This is a genomic window from Azorhizobium sp. AG788, assembly GCF_943371865.1.
In the GTDB taxonomy this organism is placed as follows: Bacteria; Pseudomonadota; Alphaproteobacteria; order Rhizobiales; family Xanthobacteraceae; genus Azorhizobium.
Map to the genome: position 1 here is coordinate 77,963 of NZ_CALRWL010000011.1, position 18,037 is coordinate 95,999.

The window sequence follows — 18,037 nt, forward strand, 5'->3', positions numbered from 1 at the left end:
CCCCGCTTATTCGCCGGGAGCTTTGGTATCGATGGCCAAAGCGTGCAGGCCCTTGGCCATCTCGCCGGCGAGGAGCGCATTCACCAGACGGTGACGCTCCACCCGGCTCTTGCCGGCAAACGCCTCCGCCACCACGGAGACCCGCACATGGGTGACGCCGCCATCGGCGCGTCCCTCATTGTGCATATGGCCCGCATGGAGATGGCTTTCGTCCTCCACCTTCAGGGAGAGGGGCGAGAGGCCCGCTTCGAGCGTGGTGCGGATTTCGGAGAGATTGGCCTGCGACATGCTCTATCGGTACTGCCGCCGCAGGCCTCCCGTCAATGCGCCGGCTTCAGCGGCAATAGGCCGGCTCCTGCTGGTCGAGGATGCGCTTGACGCTTTCCAGGTGCAGCCGACCGGATTCCGCATCGCCCTCGCGCATCTGGCGGGCGGCGGCGGCGGCGATCTCATGGCTCACCGGAATGATCGGGCGCCCGGTGGACAGAGCGATGCACTGCACCTGGCAGGCCCGCTCCAGATAATAGAGATCGTCCCAGGCTTCGGCGACGGTGCGGCCCAGCACCATCACCCCGTGGTGCTTCATGAACACGATGTCCGCGTCCCCCACCGCCCCGGCGATGCGGTCGCCCTCGGTGGCGTCCAGGGCAAGGCCATTATAGTCGCGGTCCACCACCGTGCGGCCGTAGAATTTCAGCGCGGTCTGGCCGGCGAACACCAAGGGCTCGCCCTCCACCATGGTCAGCGCGGTGGCATAGGGCATGTGGGTGTGGAAGGCGGCGCGGGCCCGCGGCACGTTCAAGTGCATGCGGGCGTGGATGAAAAAGGCCGTCGCCTCGGGCGTACCCTCGCCGGCCACCACATTGCCGTTGAAGTCGCAGACCAGCAGGTCGGAGGCGGAAATCTCCTCGAATGCCAGGCCGTAGGGGTTCACCAGGAACAGGTCGTCATAGCCCGGCAGCACCGCCGAGAAATGGTTGCAGATGCCCTCCTGCATGCCGAGCCGGGCGGCAAAGCGGAAGCAGGCCGCCAGGTCCACGCGGGCGTTCCACACCTCGTCGCTGTCCAGGGCCGGACGGTTGAGGGTCGCGGTTTCCGGCGCGGCGGCGCCGCCCAGCGGGTTCAGGGAATGGGCCACGTCGGTCTCCGTTCAGGTCACAGGGTTTCGGCCGGCAGCAGGGGGCCGGCCGGGGGCAGTCCCGCAGTCAGGTAGGCCAGGGTCATATCGACGATATGCGCCTTGCGCCGCGCCAAATTGTCCGGGCTTTTGAGGTCGCGGTCAAAGATCATCGACAAGGTGTAGCGGTTGGAGAGGTAAAAATACCCCAGCGCCGAAATGGAAATGTACAGCTCCACCGGATCGATGCCGGAGCGGAACACCCCACGCGCTTCGCCCTGCTCCAATATGGTCTGGATGGTGCTGGAGAGGCGGCTGTAGAGCTGGCGGATGATGGGCGATTTCGCCACATGCTTGCCGCGGTGGAGGTTCTCGGTGTTCATCATGACGATGACATCGGGCTCCTCGATGAAGGTCTGGAACGTGCTCTCGCACAGCCGGCGCATGGCCGCCACCGGCTCCAGGCCCACCAGGGGCACCTCCTCATGCCGCCGCCGCATGGTCTCATAGGTGCGTTCCAGCACCTTCACATAGAGGTCTTCCTTGGAGCGGAAGTGGTGGTAGAGCAGGTTCTTGCTGATCTTGGCCCGGGCGATGATGGCATCCACCCGGGCGCCGTCATAGCCGTGGCGGGCGAATTCCGCCTGCGCCGCCGCCAGGATCTTCTCCTGGGTTCCGATGCTGTCGCGCTTGCGCGGCTTCTCGCTCACTGGTCCCACGGGCTCCGCTGGCTGCGGCCCCATGAGCACGCCCGGTACGGGAGCCGTCAACTGTCCCTTGCGCCGAGGCGCCCCGGTGTCCACCGGGGAGAGCGGGTCGGCGCGGGGCACCGCCCGCGGCGTGCGCGTCACAAGCGCACCTGCCGGGGTGCCACGAACGGCGCGCAGCGCTCGACGCTGATGCTCGTGGTCTCCTGCGGATCGCGCAGCCACCAGTCCAGCTTGGAAAAGATCTCCACCTCGAACGGACCGTCATAGCCGATCTCATCCAGCACCTGCCGGTAGAAGGCGATGTCGATGACCCCGTCGCCCACCATGCCGCGGTCCTGATAGACATCGCGGGTGGGGGTGAGCCAGTCGCACAGATGGAAGCTCAGGATGCGCTCCGGCCCCGCCCGCCGCAGGCCGGCGGCAAAGTCCGCGTCCCACCAGCAATGATAGACATCGGCGACGATGCCGGTGCCGGCGCCGAGGCGCTCCACCAGATCCAGGCAGTGGGCGAAGGTGTTGAGACACGAGCGCTCCGCCGCATACATGGGATGCAGCGGCTCCAGCCCCAGAGCGACGCCGGTGGCGCGGGCATGGGGCAGCAGCTCGCCCAGCGCATCCTCCACCCGGCAGCGGGCGGCGGCGATGTCGGTCTCGCCGGTGGCAAGGCCGCCGGGGACCACCACCAGGGTCGCGGCGCCGATGTCGGCCGCCAGATCCAGCCGGCGGCGGTTCTCGTCCAGCGCCGCGCCATAGGCGGCCTTGTCGGTGAGATTGACCCAGGCGCTGGTGCACAGGCAGGGCACGAACAGCCCGGCATCGCGGATCAGATGCCGCGCCGCCGCCCCGCTCATGCCCTCCAGATATTGCATCCAGACGCCGATGCCGCCGACGCGGGCGCGGGCATACATCTCCACCGCCGCGCGCAGATCCAGCGACGGGGTAGTGATCTGGTTGATGGCAAAGCGCGAGAGGTCGCGTGCCGGGGCCGCCGCGCTCATGCGGCGGCCGCCTTGGCGGCGCGCAACGCGGCGGTGGCGGCCTCGTCCACCTGCCCCTCGCGCACCACCACGCTGAAACCGCTCCGGGCATAATCGACGCTCACCTTGCCATCGAGCACATCCGCCAGCACCCGCTGGGGATCGCGCTCCAGCGGATCGCCATAGCCGCCGCCGCCCGCCTGCTCATGACGGATCACCGCGCCACGGAACACGTTGCGGGTGACCTTGCTGTCCAGCAAGGTGAAGTCCTCGCCCGCCTGCTCTGCCAGCCAGTTGCGCGAGGACGCCGCAGGTCCCCCGCCAAACAGGCCGTAGGGCGGATGGGCATAGCGGTCGGCGCGCAATTGCATCACCGCGGATTTCGCCAGCAGCCGATACTGTCGCACCACGCCCAGGCCGCCGCGATTGCGCCCGGCGCCGCAGGAATCCGGCCGCAGGGCATATTCCTCGATCATCAAAGGATAGGTGGCTTCCATGATCTCCACCGGCATGTTCGACATGTTCTGCGACGGATTGGTCACCGCGTCGATGCCGTCCTTGGTGGCGCGGGCGCCCAGCGCGCCATTGATCATGTCGACGATGATGAAGGGCTCGCGGGTATCCGCGTCGTAGCCGCCGAGGCACACCACCGTATTGCCGCCCTCCCCCGCCGCCGCCACCCGCTCCGGCACGATGGCCGCCAGCGCGCCCAGCACCGTATCCACCACCCGGTAGCCGGTGAGCGCGCGGGCCGCCACCGGGGCGGGGAAATGCGGATTGAGCACGGTGCCCAAGGGCGCGGAGACATCGATGCAGCGATAGACGCCGGCATTGTTGGGCACGTCGGGATCGAGCACGCAGCGCACCGCCAGATAGGTGGCGGACTTGACGAAGGAGAGGGTGGAATTGATCGCCCCCTTCACCTGCGGCGCCGAGCCCTCGAAATCCACCCCGATCTGGTCGCCCGTCACCGTGATGGCCACATGGATGGGGATCGCCGCCTCATCGAAGCCGTCGCCGTCAATATAATCGGTGAAGCTGTAGGCGCCGTCCGGCCAGGCGGCGAAGGCGCGGCGGGTGAGGCGCTCGCCATAGTCCAGGAACTCGGCCAGAAACCTCTCCAGCAGATCGATGCCATAGCGGTCGGCGAGGCGCAGATATTCCCGCTCACCCAAGGCGCAGGTGGCGAGCTGGGCTTCGAGATCGCCGATCACCAGATCCGGCAGGCGCACATTCTTGGTGATGATATCGAACAGGGTTTTGTTGCGCACGCCCTTGTCGAACAGCTTCAGCGGCGGGATGCGCAGGCCTTCCTGGAAGATCTCGGTGGAATCCGAGGCATTGGAGCCCGGCACCCGGCCGCCCACGTCGCAATGATGGCAGATCACCACCGCATAGCCGATGTGCCGCGCCCCGGCGAAGATCGGCTTGAACATGAAGATGTCTGGCAGATGCATGCCGCCGTCATAGGGATCATTGAAGATGATCACGTCGCCGGGATTGAGATCATCGGCATAATGGCGTTGCAGCGCCGCCATGGCGTCGGGCACCGCGCCCAGATGCAGGGCCACGGTCTTGGCCTGGGCCAGGATGCGGCCCTGCGCGTCGCACATGGTGGCGGAATAATCCAGCACGTCGCGGACGATGGGCGAACGGGCGGTGCGCATGACCGTATAGGCCATGTCGTCGACGATGGATTCGAACGCGCTCTTGAGCACCGCGAAGGTGACCGGATCGAGCGGCTTGTGCGGGTCTTGCGTCACGGCGGCGATCTCCGGCTCAGGCGAGGGTGAGCAGCAAATTCAGATGGGCGTCCATGACGGCGCTGGTGTCCGGGGGGATCACCACCGTGCTGTCGGCCCCCTCGATGATCGCTGGCCCGACCAGCTGCGCCGGGCAGCGCAGCCGGTCGTAGACCGGGGTCTCCAGCGTGCCGCGCGCGGCGCCGAAATAGACCGCCCGCATGGCGATGGGCAGCTCGGCGCCGCCCTCCACCCGGGCCCCGGTGCGGAAATCCAGCTTGCCGGGGCGCAGGCCGCGGCCGATCAGCCGCAGGCTCACGGTCTCGATGATGTCGGCGGACACATAGGAATAAGTGGCCTCATAAGCGGCGAGGAAAGCGGCCCGCACCGCCGCCGGATCGGCGGCGCGATAAGGCACCGCCAGCGCCATTTCCTGGCCGCGGAAGCGCAGGTCCATTTCCGGCGCCAGCACCATGTCCGCATCGCTGAGCCCTTCGGCGCGCAAGGCCGCGCGGGCTTCCGTCTGCATCTCCTCCAGCAGCGCCGCCACCGCCTCGGTGTCGAGGGCATCCAGCCGGCCGGGCAGCGGGCGGATGAAATAGCGCTCCACATCCCCCGCCAGCATGCCCATGGCGGTGAACACCCCCGGCGAGGCCGGCACCAGCACCCGCGGCATGGACAATTGCCGGGCGATATCCGCCGCATGCACCGGGCCGGAGCCGCCGATGGCCACAAGGGTGAAGTCGCGCGGGTCCACGCCGCGCTCCACGGTGACGGCGCGGATGGCGCGGGCCATGTTGGCATTGACCACCTCGCGCACCCCGAAGGCGGCGTCGCGGGCCTCCAGCCCGAACGGGGCGGCGAGATCGCGGGTGATGGCGGTGCGCGCCGCCTCGATGGAGAGCGCCCGCGCCCCGCCCGCCAAGGTGGCGGGCAGATAGCCCAGCAGCAAATTGGCGTCGGTGACCGTCGGCCGCGCGCCGCCGGCGCCATAGCAGGCGGGGCCGGGATCGGCGCCGGCGGAGATGGGGCCGACCCGCATCAACCCGCCATCGTCCACATAAGCGATGGAGCCGGCACCGGACCCCACTTCGGCCACATCCACCGTGGGCACGCTCATCATATAGCCGCCGGCCTTGATGAAGCGGCTGGGGGTGGAGATGCCGGCGCGGAATTCATATTCGCTCACCCGCATCAACTCGCCCTTCTGCACCAGCGAGGCGGAGGCGGTGGTGCCGCCCATGTCGAACACCACCAGATCGCCGATCTCCACCGCCTCACCGAGCCGCGCCCCGCCCACCACGCCGGCAGCGCGGCCGGAGGAGATGAAGAACACCGGCTTCTCGCGGGCGGTGAGCGAGGAGGCCAGCGCGCCGTTGGAATTGCACACCAGCAGCGGCGCCGACACGCCGACCGCGTTGAGTCCTTGCTCAAGATTTGTGAGATACCGTTCCAGCACCGGGCGCACATAGGCATTCACCACCGTGGTGCTGGTGCGCTCATATTCCTTGGCCTCGGGCAGAACGGAGACCGAGGAGGTCACCTGCACCTGCGGGAAATGCTGCGCCAGCAGCGCCTCCGCCCGGCGCTCATGCACCGGGTTGCGATAGGAGTTCAGGAAGCAGATGGCGATGGAGGTGAGGCCCGCCGCCACCAGTTCGCCTGCCACGTTCAGCAGTTCCGCCTCATCCAGCGCCACCAGCACCTGGCCGTCGGCGGCAATGCGCTCATGCACCTCCAGCCGGTGGCGGCGGGGCACCAGCGGCAACGGCTTCTCCCACTGCAGATCGAACATGGACGGGGTGCGCAGACGGCCGATTTCCAGCACGTCGCGGAAGCCCTTGGTGGTGATGAGGCCGGTGGGCGCGCCCACCTTCTGCAGCAGGGTGTTGGAGCCCACCGTGGTGCCGTGCACCACCTCGCGCACCGCGCTCGCAGCGACGCCAGCGTCGGCGATGATCGCCTTGACCCCTTCCAGCACCGCCGCCTCGGGGGCAGACGGCGTGGAGGACACCTTGCGATGGAAGATGCCGCCGTGCCCATCGGCCAGCACCAGATCGGTGAAGGTGCCGCCGATATCGACGCCGATCCGCACGCCCGCCCCGGCGCCCTGGCTGGTCCCGCCGCCGTCATTGCCTTGGAAGCTGGTCACGCGATCTCTCCGGCATCTATTGGACCAGATGGTTAGTTATGGATCCATATGTCGTCAAGAGACCATCTGCACGAACTGTTTGCTCCTGGCGCCGCATAATTCATCTTGCAGGCCGTATTGGACCATGTAGTCTCATTCTCAAATCAGACGGGGGATCCATCGCATGGCATTGTTCGCTTCCGGCGCTCGAACCGCGGGCGCTTGCGCCGCCGCCCTCACCCTTGTGGCCACCACCTTGCTCGCCACGAGCCTCGGCCCCATGCCGGCCCGCGCGCAGGACAAGGCCGCCGCCCCGGAGAAGATCTCCGTGCGGCTGGATTTCTCGCCCTGGGGCGTGCATGCGGGCATGCATCTGGCCAATGAGAAAGGCTGGTTCAAGGAGGCGGGCCTGGAGGTGGACGTCCAGGACGGCCGCGGCTCCGGCAACACCCTGCAACTGGTCAATGCCGGCCAGGTGGATGTGGGCCAGATCCAGCTTGGCCTGCTGCCGCAGGCGCGGGACAACGGCTCGCTGGTGAAGTCCTTCGCCGGCTTCGACAAGCGCACCGATCTGGCGGTTCTGGTGGACAAGGACAGCCCGATCACCAAGGTCTCGGACTTCGCCGGCAAGACCCTGGTGGTGTTCGCCGCCAGCCCCTGGGCGCCGTTCATCGACTATTATCTCAAGCAGGGCGGCCTCGACCGCACCAAGGTCACTGTCACCTTCGTGGACCCCGCCGCCTTGTGGGGCACCTATACCGCCAAGCGCGCCGACGGACTGATGTCCACCTCGCCCTCCGCTTTGCCGGTGGCGGAAGCCGCCCGCCCCTCCAAGGCGATCCTGGCCGAGGACGTGGGCATCGCCTTTCCCAGCTACGGCCTGATCGCCACCGAGAAGACGCTGGAGAGCCGCAAGGCCGCGCTCAAGAAGCTGGTGGCCGTGCAGCAGAAGGCCTGGGCCTATATTCGCGACGGCCATGTGGACGAGGCGGCGGACGCCATCATCAAGCAGCGTCCTGACGCCAAGCTCAACAAGGCGGTGCTGGCCGAGCAGATCCGCCTCACCGTGGACTTCTTCGACACCCCCGCCACCAAGGGCAAGCCCATCGGCTGGCAGTCGGAGGAGGATTGGGCCAAGGCGATCAAGTCGCTGGAGGCGGCCAATGCCCTGAAGCCCGGGGCCACGCCGCAGGCTTACTTCACGAATGAATTCGTGAACTGAATGCCCCGGCTTTTCTCCTGACGGGACGCGCCATGGCCTATGTCTCCATCGACCACGTGCGCAAGGCGTACGGCTCCCCGCGCGGGCCGGTGCACGCCCTGCAGGACATCAACCTGGATGTGAACGAGGCGGAATTCGTCTCCATCCTCGGGCCGAGCGGCTGCGGCAAGTCCACCTTGCTCAAATGCGTCGCTGGCCTGGAGGCGGTCAGCGCCGGCACCATCACCGTCCACGGGCAGCCCCTCAAGGGGCCGCCCAGGGAAATGGGCATGGTGTTCCAGCGCGACGTGCTGCTGGATTGGCGCACCATTCTCGACAATGTGCTCATTACCGCGGAATTCATCGGCCTGCGCCGGGCCGATGTGGAGCCCCGCGCGCGGGCGCTGCTGGCACGCTTCGGCCTTGCCGGCTATGAGGGCCGCCATCCGTGGGAACTGTCCGGCGGCATGCGCCAAAGGGTGGCCATCTGCCGGGCGCTGTTGTGCGATCCCAAGCTTCTGCTCATGGACGAGCCGTTCGGCGCGCTCGATGCCATGACCCGCGACGACCTCAATCTGGAGCTGGCGCGCATCTGGCAGGAAACGCGCAAGACCGTGGTGTTCGTCACCCACGGCATCCAGGAGGCCATCTTCCTCTCCGACCGGGTGGTGATGATGGACCGCAACCCCGGCCGCATCGTCGAGATCGTCCCCATCGATCTGCCGCGCCCGCGCCCGCTGTCGATCCGCGAGACCCCGGAATTCGGGCGCTACGTGGCCCATATCCGCCACCTGTTCGCGAGCCTGGGCGTGCTCAAGGACGACACTCCCGCAGACCCCATCCCGGCGAAGCTCGCCACCGGAGGCCATGGCGCATGACCCGCACCCTGTCAGCCCTGCGCGAAGCGGCCATGGTGGTGGCGCTGCTCGCCGCCGTCGCGCTCCTCTGGCAAGGGGCGGTGTGGGCGTTCCGCCCGCCGCCGATCATCCTGCCGGCGCCCACCGACATCTGGACCGAGTTCCTGCTCTCCCCCGCCTATTTCCTGCGCATGGCGGGCTTCACCCTTTACACCACGCTGGCCGGCTTCCTCCTGGCGGTGGTGCTGGGCTTGGCCTTGGCGGTGGGCATCGTGCATTCCAAATTCATGGAGCGCACGGTCTATACCTTGCTGGTGGCGCTCAACTCGGTGCCCAAGGTGGCGCTGGCGCCGCTGTTCGTGATCTGGATGGGCACCGGCATCGAGCCGAAGATCGCCATCGCCTTGATGCTGGCGCTGTTCTCGGTGGTGATCGATGCGGTGCTGGGCCTGCGCACCGTGGACCCGGACATGATCAATCTGGCCCGCGCCAGCCGCGCTTCCTCGTTCGACATCCTGCGCAAGATCCGCTTTCCCAATGCGCTGCCCAGCGTGTTCGCGGGGCTGAAGGTGGCGATCTCGTTCGCGCTGGTGGGCGCCATCGTCGGCGAGTTCGTGGCCGGCTCCGAGGGACTGGGCTTTGCCATCCTCACCGCCCAGGGGCAGTTCGATACCCCTCGGGTATTCGTCTGCCTCATTCTCCTCGGGCTTCTGGGGACGGTGCTGTTCTATATCGTCGAGGCGCTGGAAACCTTCCTGCTGCCGTGGCACGTCTCCCAGCGGTCGGCCCATGGGCCGCAGCACTGAGCCCTGCGGCACGGCGCTGTGACCGAGCGCTCGGCCCGGTGACATCAAGAACCGCTCCGGCCACACGCCAAGGCCGCGAAGGGCAGCGCGCATGACCCTATGTCGATGACGGCCCCGTCCGGGCCAAGCCGCGGGCGCCATGCGGCCCTGGTGGCGGCCGCCGCCTTGGCGGTCACCGCTTTGCTGTGGGGCAGCAACCATGTGGCCGCCCGCTCCCTGCACAATGCGCTGCCCCTGCCCTCGCTGATCTTCTGGCGCTGGCTGCTGGCGCTCGGCCTGCTCACGCCCATCGCCCTGCCCGGCCTGATCCGCGAATGGCCGCAGGTCCGCCCGCGCCTTCCGCGCCTGTTCGCGCTGGGCATTTCCGGCATCGGCCTGTTCTCGGTGTTCCTCTATGCCGGCGCCTATTACAGCCTCGCCTTGGAGGTGGGCCTGCTCACCTCCACCACCCCGATCTGGGTGGTGCTGATGGCGACCCTGGCCGGGGCGCCCATGGTGGGGCGGCGGCAGCAGATCGGCATCGCCTTGGCCTTGGTGGGCGTGCTGATCATCGTGCTGAAGGGTTCGCTGGCCAGTCTGGCCGGCATGGAATTGCGCATCGGCAACCTGTGGTCGCTGCTCGCGGCCATCGTGTTCGCCTGGTACACCATGTTGCTCGGGGCCAAGCCTTTGGGCCTGTCCGCGCTGACCGCCACCGCGATGACCGCCTGGACCGGAATGATCAGCATCATCGCCCCGGTCTATGCGCTGTTCCTGCTGTCCGGGGCCACCGATCCGGTGCTGACCGGCGCGCAGTCGCATCAGACCACCCTGGTGGTCCTCTACATCGCCATCGGCCCGACCCTGCTGGGCAACCTGCTGTGGATCTATGGCGCCTCGCGGCTGGGCGCGGCCCGGTCGGGGCCGTTCCTCTATCTGTCGCCGGTGGCGGCGCTGGTGCTGTCGGTGACGCTGCTGGGCGAGCCGCTGGCCCCGTTCCAGGTGGTGGGCGCGGTGGCGATCCTGTGCGGCCTTGCCATCTCCAATTCCGGCGCCAAGGCCCCGCCCCCTCCACCGGGCGCCTGACCTCAGCCCGGCAAATAAGACACCGCGACGCCCGCCACCGCGCAGGCTGCCAGCGTCGGCAGCATGCCGGCCTTGAACCGCAGCATGGCCACCAGCGCCGCCAGCGCCAGCACGGCGGCGCGCCAATCCAGGGACGAGAGCACCGGCACATCGGGCGAGAGGCCGAGCACCTCCAGGCTCGCCACCTGCCGGAACACCACATGCAGCGCAAACCACAACGCCAGATTGAGGATCACCCCCACCACCGCCGCGGTGATGGCGCTGAGCGCCGCCGAGAGCGCCTTGTTGCCGCGCAGCGCCTCCACATAAGGCCCGCCGAGGAAGATCCACAGGAAGCAGGGGGCGAACGTCACCCATAAGGTGAGCAAAGCACCAAGCCCCCCCGCCACCAGCGGCGGCAGCGCCCCCGGCGATCGGAAGGCCGCCAGGAAGCCGACGAATTGCAGCACCAGGATCAGCGGCCCCGGCGTGGTCTCCGCCAGTCCTAGCCCATCCACCATCTCCGCCGGCTTCAGCCAGCCGAAGGTTTCCACCGCCGCCTGGGCCACATAGGCCAGCACCGCATAGGCGCCGCCAAAGGTGACCACCGCCATGGTGCTGAAGAAGCTGCCGATCTGGGTCCACACGCTGGTGGAGCCGGTCAGCGCCCACAGCAGCGCCACCGGCCCCAGCCACAGCGGCAGCCACACCGCCAGCACCCGCAGCGCCCGCCCCAGCGACGGCTCCGCATGGGGCATCTCGCCGCGCGCGAACATCATGTCCACCACGCCGACCGCATCGGCCCCACCGCCGCCGCCATGGCCGGCCCCACCGAACAGATGCGGCGCGCGGGTGCTGCCAATCCACCCCACCAGCCCCGCCGCCAGGATGATCAGCGGAAACGGCACCTGCGCCCCATAGATGGCCAGGAACGCCGCCCCGGCGAGCCCCATCTGCATCCGGTTGGTGAGCGCCCGGCGGCTGATGCGCAATAAGGCCTGCACCACCACCGCCAGCACCGCCGCCTTCACGCCGAAGAACAGCGCATGCACCAGCGGCACGTCGTGAAACAGCACATAGAGCGTGCTCAGGGCCAGCATCACCATAGCGCCGGGCAGCACGAACAGCCCCCCGGCCACCAGCCCGCCGGCGGTGCGGTGGAGCAGCCAGCCGATGTAAGTGGCCAGTTGCTGCGCCTCGGGGCCGGGCAACAGCATGCAGTAATTGAGCGCATGCAGGAACCGCTGCTCGCCGATCCAGCGGCGCTCCTCCACCAGTTCCTTGTGCATCAGGGCGATCTGCCCCGCCGGCCCGCCGAAGCTCAGCAGGCCGATGCGCGCCCACACCTTGGCGGCGTCCCCGAAGGTGGGCTTGGCGGGGGGATGGGCGGGGCTTGCCGCATCTGTGCGTGGCACGTCGGCGGGGTCGGGCAAGACCGCGATGGCGGGGCCGGAGCGGGGCGCGGACATGGCGATGCTCCTCAGGCCTGGGCCGGTGCGCCGACCCAGGTATGGGTCTCGTCCACCGCATCCCGGCACCAGCGATAGAAGGCGTCATAGAGCAGCAAGCCGGCCTCCAATTGCTCCAGATCGTCCCGATACATGCGTGACAATCCCAGCGCCGCCGCCAGAAACCCGGCGGCCTGCGGCACTAGATCCAGGCGATCGGTGTCCGCCGCCCGCACGATCAGGGCGAGGCGCGCCAGCGCCGGACTGTCCAGGCCGAACACCTCCAGCATGGTGTCGAAGGTGCAGCGCTCGTCGTGATGGCTGAACGGCACACCGTCGATATCAAAGGGGGTGGCACCAAACCGTTCGGCCACTGCCGGCACCTCGGCGGGAGCAACAAACAGCACCCGGGCGCCGGGATCGACAAAGCGCCGCACCAGCCACGGACAGGCGATGCGGTCCACCTTCGGACGGGCGCGCGTGACCCACAGGGTATGGCCAGTGCTGTCCGGCGCCGGCACCGCGCCGGTATTTACCAGCATCCCGCCGGCGGCACGCCAGGCCTCAAATCCCCCGTCCAGGGTTTCGGCGCGGACGCCCTCCAGCCGCAGCCAAGCGGCGACGCCCTGGCTGATCTTCAACCCCTTCTGGCAGACCACCACCACATCGCGCCCGGCATAGGCCGCCGCCCAATCCGCCAGCGTGGCGGCATCCCGCCGCCGGGCGGCAGGAATGCGGCGCGGATCGGCGGCAAAATCCTCCGCCGTGCGCACGTCGATGAGTGCCGGCGCGGTGGGCAAGCCGATCAGGCGGGACAATTGGGTCACGGTGATTTCGGTGTTCGACGGCATATGCGTCCATCCCTCATACGGGTGGCTCCCATGGGGAGGCCAGGACGCGATCTTCAGGCTGCCGCCTCACGGGGTAATCGCGAATAACCCCTTGGGCACCACTCTAGCGGCAGCGCATGGTCCCTCGCAAGCCTGCCGCGCAGCGTTGCCCGCGCAAGGCCTGCACCAGCCCATTCACCCCATGGTGATCCCCCGGCGGGTGGCGGGCGTATCTTGCATCAGAGGGTCCGCGACGTATATGTGAGGTCGCGCCCAGGCTTCCGATGGGCATCGTCTTCCCGCCCGATTTCCTCTCCCTTGCCTTGCCGCGCGGTGGCGCGGCCCGCATACTCTGTTGGCTATGAAGATCGACTCCCCCTTCTTCGACCGGATCCGGGTGAAGCCCGCCGAGGATCGGTTGCGGAAACCCACCTGCCCCACCTGCCAGTGGGCCGGCTGCAAGCAGCCCGGAACCCATCGCGCGCCCAAGGGCCGGATGGCAGAGGGTGAGTATTGGCTCTACTGCATCGATCACGTGAAGGAGTACAACAGCTCCTACAATTATTTCGCGGGCATGAACGATTCCGCCGTCTCCGCCTACCAGAAGGACGCCCTGACCGGTCACCGGCCCACGTGGCGCATGGGCGTGCGCGGCGGCAAGGGCGCTGAGGGTCCCGCGGACGGTTTTCGCGATCCGTTCGGATTTACCGCCGATATGGGCGCTCATGCCTCAGGCTTCGAGCCGCGCCAGCCGGAAGGCCGCACCATCCGCACCGCCGAGCGTCAGGCCCTGGAGCTGATGGGCCTGGAGATGTCCGCCGAGGGGGCGGAGATCAAGACCCGGTTCAAGGAACTGGTGAAGCTGCACCATCCCGACGCCAATGGCGGCGACCGCTCCGCGGAGGAGCGGCTGCGCAACGTCATCCAGGCGTACAATTGCCTGAAACAGGCCGGTTTCTGCTAGGGGCGGCGCGCCTCGTCCGGCGCGGCGTCATGGCGGTTTTTGCACGCGCGGAAAACCTTTAAGGTGGCCGCGGATCGATATTCGGCAGACTTGAGCGCGGTGGCCCGCGCATACGGAGGCATGATGAGCACCGAGACCACGGCACCTACCCCCGACATGAAGGTTTCGGTGCGGCAGGTGTTTGGCATCGACATCGACATGGAAGTCCCGGCTTTTTCCGAGCCCGACAGCCATGTTCCCGATCTCGATCCCGACTATCTGTTCGACCGTCCCACCACTTTGGCCATCCTCGCCGGTTTCGCGCACAATCGGCGCGTCATGGTCACGGGATACCATGGAACCGGCAAGTCCACCCATATCGAGCAGGTGGCGGCCCGGCTCAACTGGCCGCTGGTGCGGGTCAATCTCGACAGCCACATCTCGCGCATCGACCTGATCGGCAAGGATGCCATCGTGGTGCGCGACGGCATGCAGGTGACCGAGTTCCGTGACGGCATCCTGCCCTGGGCGCTGCAGAACAACGTCGCCATCGTGTTCGACGAATATGATGCCGGCCGCCCGGACGTCATGTTCGTGATCCAGCGCGTGCTGGAAGTCTCCGGCCGCCTGACGCTGCTGGACCAGAACCGGGTGATCCGCCCGCACCCCTCGTTCCGCCTGTTCGCCACCGCGAACACCGTGGGCCTGGGCGACACCACCGGCCTCTATCACGGCACCCAGCAGATCAATCAGGGCCAGATGGACCGCTGGTCCATCGTCACCACCCTGAATTATCTCGCCCATGACAAGGAAGTGGAGATCGTGCTCGCCAAGGCGAAGCACTATCAGAACGCGCCGGGCCGCGACACGGTGGGCCGCATGGTGCGCCTCGCCGACCTGACCCGCAGCGCCTTCATCAATGGCGATCTGTCCACGGTCATGAGCCCGCGCACGGTCATCACCTGGGCGGAAAACGCCGAGATCTTCAAGGACCTCGGCTTCGCCCTGCGCGTGACATTCCTGAACAAGTGCGACGAGTTGGAGCGCCCGCTGGTGGCGGAATTCTACCAGCGCTGCTTCGGCCAGGAACTGACTGAAAGCTCGGTGAACGTCGCGCTCTCCTGATCGGGCCGCCCTCTCCCCCGGGGAGAGGGCCGCTCCGCACGCACCGGACCGGCGCCCTCCACCGGCGCCATCCCCCGGTGCCCTCGCGTCTCTGACAGGCTGAAGCCATGGCTCCTCCCCCGACCAACAAGACCGTCAAGACCGCCCCCAAGGAAGCCCCCGCCGAACCGTTCAAGCGGGCGGTGGCCAGTTGCTTCAAGGCGATCGCCGGGGTGGGCGAGTTCGAGGTGACCTTCGCGTCCGAGCGCCCGTCTTTGGGTCCGGACCGGGTGCGCCTGCCCGAGCCGCCGCGCCGCTTCACCCCGCAGGACGCCGCCATCGTGCGCGGCCACGCGGATTCGCTGGCGCTGCGCCTCGCCTGCCACGACCCCAAGGTCCACCGCCGCATGCTGCCCACCGGCGATACCGCGCGGGCGGTGTTCGAGGCGGTGGAGCAGGCGCGGGTGGAGGCGCTGGGCGGCAACCGCATGCTGGGTACCCAGCGCAATCTCACCGCCATGCTCACCGACCGCTACCATCGCGGCCCCTATGCGGACATCACCGAGCGCGCCGAGGCCCCCATCGAGGAGGCCGTCGCCCTCATGGTGCGCGAGCGCCTCACCGGACAGGCGCCGCCCGCCGCCGCCCGCAAGCTCGTGGAGCTGTGGCGCGACTATATCGAGAGCCGGGCCGAGACCCAGCTCGACCGCCTCGCCGACACGCTGGACGACCAGAAGAAGTTCGGCGAGCTGACCCGCGACCTGCTCTCCTCCCTGGAGATGGGCGAGGAAAGCGGCCTGGAAAGCGACGAGGAGAACGAGGGCGACGAGAATTCCTCCACCCGCGACGAGCAGGGCGGCGAGGAAGGCCAAACCTCCGAGGACGAGAGCCAGCAGAGCGCCACCGAGGTGGAAGCCGAGATGGCCCAGGACGAATTGCCCGACAGCGCGGTGGAGAGCGAAGCCGGCCCGCCGGCCGAGATGCCCGACGACGCCGACATGGGCGACAGCGAGGAAGCCTCCGAGCCCTGGCAACCGCGCAACCCGCAGGCGCACGATCATCGCGGCCCGGAATATCACGCCTTCACCACCAAGTTCGACGAGGAGACCCTCGCCGAGGAATTGTGCGACACCGAGGAACTGACCCGGCTGCGCTCCTATCTGGACAAGCAGCTGAGCAACCTCCAGGGCGTGGTGGCGCGCCTCGCCAACCGCTTGCAGCGCCGCCTGCTGGCGCAGCAGAACCGCGCCTGGGAATTCGACCTGGAAGAAGGCGTGCTTGATCCAGCGCGCCTGTCCCGCGTGGTCACCGATCCCATGCAGGCGCTCTCCTTCAAGCGCGAGCGCGACACCGATTTCCGCGACACCGTGGTGACGCTGCTGATCGACAATTCCGGCTCCATGCGCGGACGCCCGATCACGGTGGCCGCCACCTGCGCCGACATTCTCGCCCGCACGCTGGAGCGCTGCGCGGTGAAGGTGGAAGTGCTGGGCTTCACCACCCGCGCCTGGAAGGGCGGGCAATCGCGCGAATCCTGGCTCGCCGCCGGCAAGCCGGCCAATCCTGGCCGCCTGAATGATCTGCGCCACATCGTCTACAAGTCCGCCGACGCCCCGTGGCGGCGCTCCCGGCGCAATCTCGGGCTGATGATGCGCGAGGGGCTGCTGAAGGAGAATATCGACGGCGAGGCGCTGGATTGGGCGCACAAGCGCCTGCTGGCCCGGCCCGAAGCGCGCAAGATCCTGATGATGATCTCCGACGGCGCGCCGGTGGACGATTCCACTTTGTCGGTGAATGCCGGCAATTATCTGGAGCGTCACCTGCGCCACATCATCTCGCAGATCGAGGACCGCTCGCCGGTGGAACTGATCGCCATCGGCATCGGCCATGACGTCACCCGCTATTACAAGCGCGCCGTGACCATCGTGGACGCCGAGGAGCTGGGCGGTGCCATGACCGAGAAGCTGGCGGAACTGTTCGAGGACAAGCCCGCCCCCGCCCCGCGCGGACGCCGGCTGCACTGATGCGCCTGCTGACGCGCCGTTCGCTGCTGGCCGGTTTGGTGGCGGGCGGCGGCGCGTTGGTGGCGCATCGCGCCTTTTCCAAGCCGCGCGACCTGCCGCTGGAGCCGGTGGCGGTGGAGGTGCGGGCCACGCCCATCGCCCGCTTCCGTGTCGGCGCCGACGACACCCGCTTCGGCCATCTCGAGTTTCGCGGCGGCCTGCTGCTGACCTCGCCTTTTTCCGGCTTCGGCGGCCTCTCCGCTTTCACCCTGGATGCAACCGGACGCACGTTCCTGGCGGTGACCGACGCCAGCGTGCTGCTGCGCGGCACGCTGGAGACCGACGGCGACCGGCCCGTGGGCCTGTCGGGCATGATGGCGGCGGCGCTGCGGGACGATACCGGCCAGTTGCTCGCCGCCCAGGGGCGGGAGGACAGCGAATCCATCGCCATCGCCCCCGAGGGCATCTATATCGGCCTGGAAACGGTCAATGAAATCTGGCTGTACCCGGCGCCCGATCCCTTGGGAAAGCCCGGGCGGCGCGTCGCGGTGCCGCCGGAGGTGAAGGCCCTGCGCCGCAACACCGGCCTGGAGAGCCTGGTCCATGTGCCCGCCGGCCCGCTGGCCGGCGCGCTGATCGGCATCGGCGAGGAGGGCGCGACAGCGCCGTCGGATCTGCCCGGCTTCATCATTGGCGGCCGCACGCCGGGGCTGTTCACCATCGCCAAGAGCGGCCTGTTCGATGCCACCGATGTGGCCCTGGGCCCGGACGGCGAACTGTTCCTGCTGGAGCGGCACTATGCGGTCACCACCGGCGTGTCGATGCAGATCCGCCGCATGCGCCTCGCCGACGTGAAGCCCGGCGCGCGTCTGGACGGCGACATCCTGTTCACCGCCAACATGGCCTATGAGGTGGACAATATGGAGGGGCTGGCGGTGACCCGGAACGCCGCCGGGGAGACCTTGCTGACAGTGATCTCCGACGACAATTTCAACCCGCTCCAGCGCACCATCCTGCTGCGCTTCGCGGTGGTGGATTAGACCTCAACGTTTCTCCCCACGAGGGGCATCATGGCGCGCGACGTTCACTCGCTCTGCCGCGTGATGCCGCCGGGCCACTGAACC

16 protein-coding genes are annotated in these 18,037 nt (G+C 68.1%); 8 read left to right on the forward strand and 8 right to left on the reverse strand.

All coding sequences use genetic code 11. The features are described from left to right. Positions 1–6: 6 nt before the first annotated feature. The 6 genes from AAG816_RS09070 to AAG816_RS09095 are packed head-to-tail and all read right to left on the reverse strand — an operon-like array spanning position 7 to position 6,698. On the reverse strand, positions 7–288 hold the full coding sequence (locus tag AAG816_RS09070; RefSeq protein ID WP_341989281.1) for a BolA family protein: 282 nt from the start codon (positions 286–288) through the stop codon (positions 7–9). Positions 289–334: 46 nt separating this feature from the next. Further along, the gene (locus AAG816_RS09075) at positions 335–1,138 is read right to left on the reverse strand and encodes an aldolase (protein WP_341989282.1); all 804 of its coding nucleotides are present in this window, start codon (positions 1,136–1,138) and stop codon (positions 335–337) included. A gap of 17 nt (positions 1,139–1,155) precedes the next feature. Then, on the reverse strand, positions 1,156–1,968 hold the full coding sequence (locus AAG816_RS09080; RefSeq protein WP_341989283.1) for a TetR/AcrR family transcriptional regulator: 813 nt from the start codon (positions 1,966–1,968) through the stop codon (positions 1,156–1,158). Beyond that, a complete protein-coding gene (locus tag AAG816_RS09085; RefSeq protein WP_341989284.1) occupies positions 1,965–2,825 on the reverse strand; it encodes a sugar phosphate isomerase/epimerase family protein in 861 nt (286 codons plus the stop codon). Before AAG816_RS09085 ends, AAG816_RS09080 begins: the two co-directional genes overlap by 4 nt. Further along, entirely contained in the window at positions 2,822–4,567 is a 1,746-nt protein-coding gene (locus tag AAG816_RS09090) for a hydantoinase B/oxoprolinase family protein (RefSeq protein WP_341989285.1), read from the reverse strand. The genes AAG816_RS09085 and AAG816_RS09090 overlap by 4 nt, the downstream gene beginning before the upstream one ends. Positions 4,568–4,583: 16 nt before the next feature. After that, positions 4,584–6,698, reverse strand: coding sequence for a hydantoinase/oxoprolinase family protein (locus AAG816_RS09095; RefSeq protein ID WP_341989286.1), 2,115 nt, complete (start codon positions 6,696–6,698; stop codon positions 4,584–4,586). A gap of 163 nt (positions 6,699–6,861) precedes the next feature. Here AAG816_RS09095 and AAG816_RS09100 point away from each other — a divergent pair, with 163 nt between their 5' ends. From AAG816_RS09100 to AAG816_RS09115, 4 genes are all read left to right on the forward strand, one after another. Next, on the forward strand, positions 6,862–7,899 hold the full coding sequence (locus AAG816_RS09100; protein ID WP_341989287.1) for an ABC transporter substrate-binding protein: 1,038 nt from the start codon (positions 6,862–6,864) through the stop codon (positions 7,897–7,899). Positions 7,900–7,931: 32 nt separating this feature from the next. After that, positions 7,932–8,756 carry an ABC transporter ATP-binding protein gene (locus AAG816_RS09105; protein ID WP_341989288.1) on the forward strand — a complete coding sequence of 275 codons (825 nt, stop codon included), beginning with the start codon at positions 7,932–7,934 and terminating at the stop codon, positions 8,754–8,756. Further along, the gene (locus tag AAG816_RS09110) at positions 8,753–9,541 is read left to right on the forward strand and encodes an ABC transporter permease (protein WP_341989289.1); all 789 of its coding nucleotides are present in this window, start codon (positions 8,753–8,755) and stop codon (positions 9,539–9,541) included. Before AAG816_RS09105 ends, AAG816_RS09110 begins: the two co-directional genes overlap by 4 nt. A 105-nt stretch (positions 9,542–9,646) precedes the next feature. After that, positions 9,647–10,606: a DMT family transporter gene (locus tag AAG816_RS09115; protein ID WP_341989290.1), complete on the forward strand. Its 960-nt coding sequence runs from the start codon at positions 9,647–9,649 to the stop codon at positions 10,604–10,606. A gap of 2 nt (positions 10,607–10,608) precedes the next feature. Here AAG816_RS09115 and chrA read toward each other — a convergent pair whose 3' ends face one another. Both chrA and AAG816_RS09125 read right to left on the reverse strand, forming a co-directional pair. Further along, positions 10,609–12,054: a chromate efflux transporter gene (gene chrA, locus AAG816_RS09120; protein ID WP_341989291.1), complete on the reverse strand. Its 1,446-nt coding sequence runs from the start codon at positions 12,052–12,054 to the stop codon at positions 10,609–10,611. A gap of 11 nt (positions 12,055–12,065) precedes the next feature. Then, entirely contained in the window at positions 12,066–12,884 is an 819-nt protein-coding gene (locus AAG816_RS09125; protein WP_341989292.1) for a sulfurtransferase/chromate resistance protein, read from the reverse strand. A gap of 340 nt (positions 12,885–13,224) precedes the next feature. On the opposite strand from AAG816_RS09125, the gene AAG816_RS09130 reads away from it, so the two are divergent. From AAG816_RS09130 to AAG816_RS09145, 4 genes are all read left to right on the forward strand, one after another. Then, positions 13,225–13,827, forward strand: a complete 603-nt coding sequence (locus tag AAG816_RS09130) for a J domain-containing protein (RefSeq protein ID WP_341989293.1) — start codon at positions 13,225–13,227, stop codon at positions 13,825–13,827. A 120-nt stretch (positions 13,828–13,947) separates the two neighbouring features. After that, a complete protein-coding gene (gene cobS / locus AAG816_RS09135) occupies positions 13,948–14,931 on the forward strand; it encodes a cobaltochelatase subunit CobS (protein WP_341989294.1) in 984 nt (327 codons plus the stop codon). 107 nt (positions 14,932–15,038) lie between these two features. Next, positions 15,039–16,934: a cobaltochelatase subunit CobT gene (gene cobT, locus AAG816_RS09140; RefSeq protein WP_341989295.1), complete on the forward strand. Its 1,896-nt coding sequence runs from the start codon at positions 15,039–15,041 to the stop codon at positions 16,932–16,934. Beyond that, positions 16,934–17,953 (forward strand): esterase-like activity of phytase family protein, encoded by a 1,020-nt coding sequence (locus AAG816_RS09145; RefSeq protein WP_341989296.1) that lies wholly within the window; start codon positions 16,934–16,936, stop codon positions 17,951–17,953. Before cobT ends, AAG816_RS09145 begins: the two co-directional genes overlap by 1 nt. The last annotated feature ends 84 nt before the right edge of the window (positions 17,954–18,037 follow it).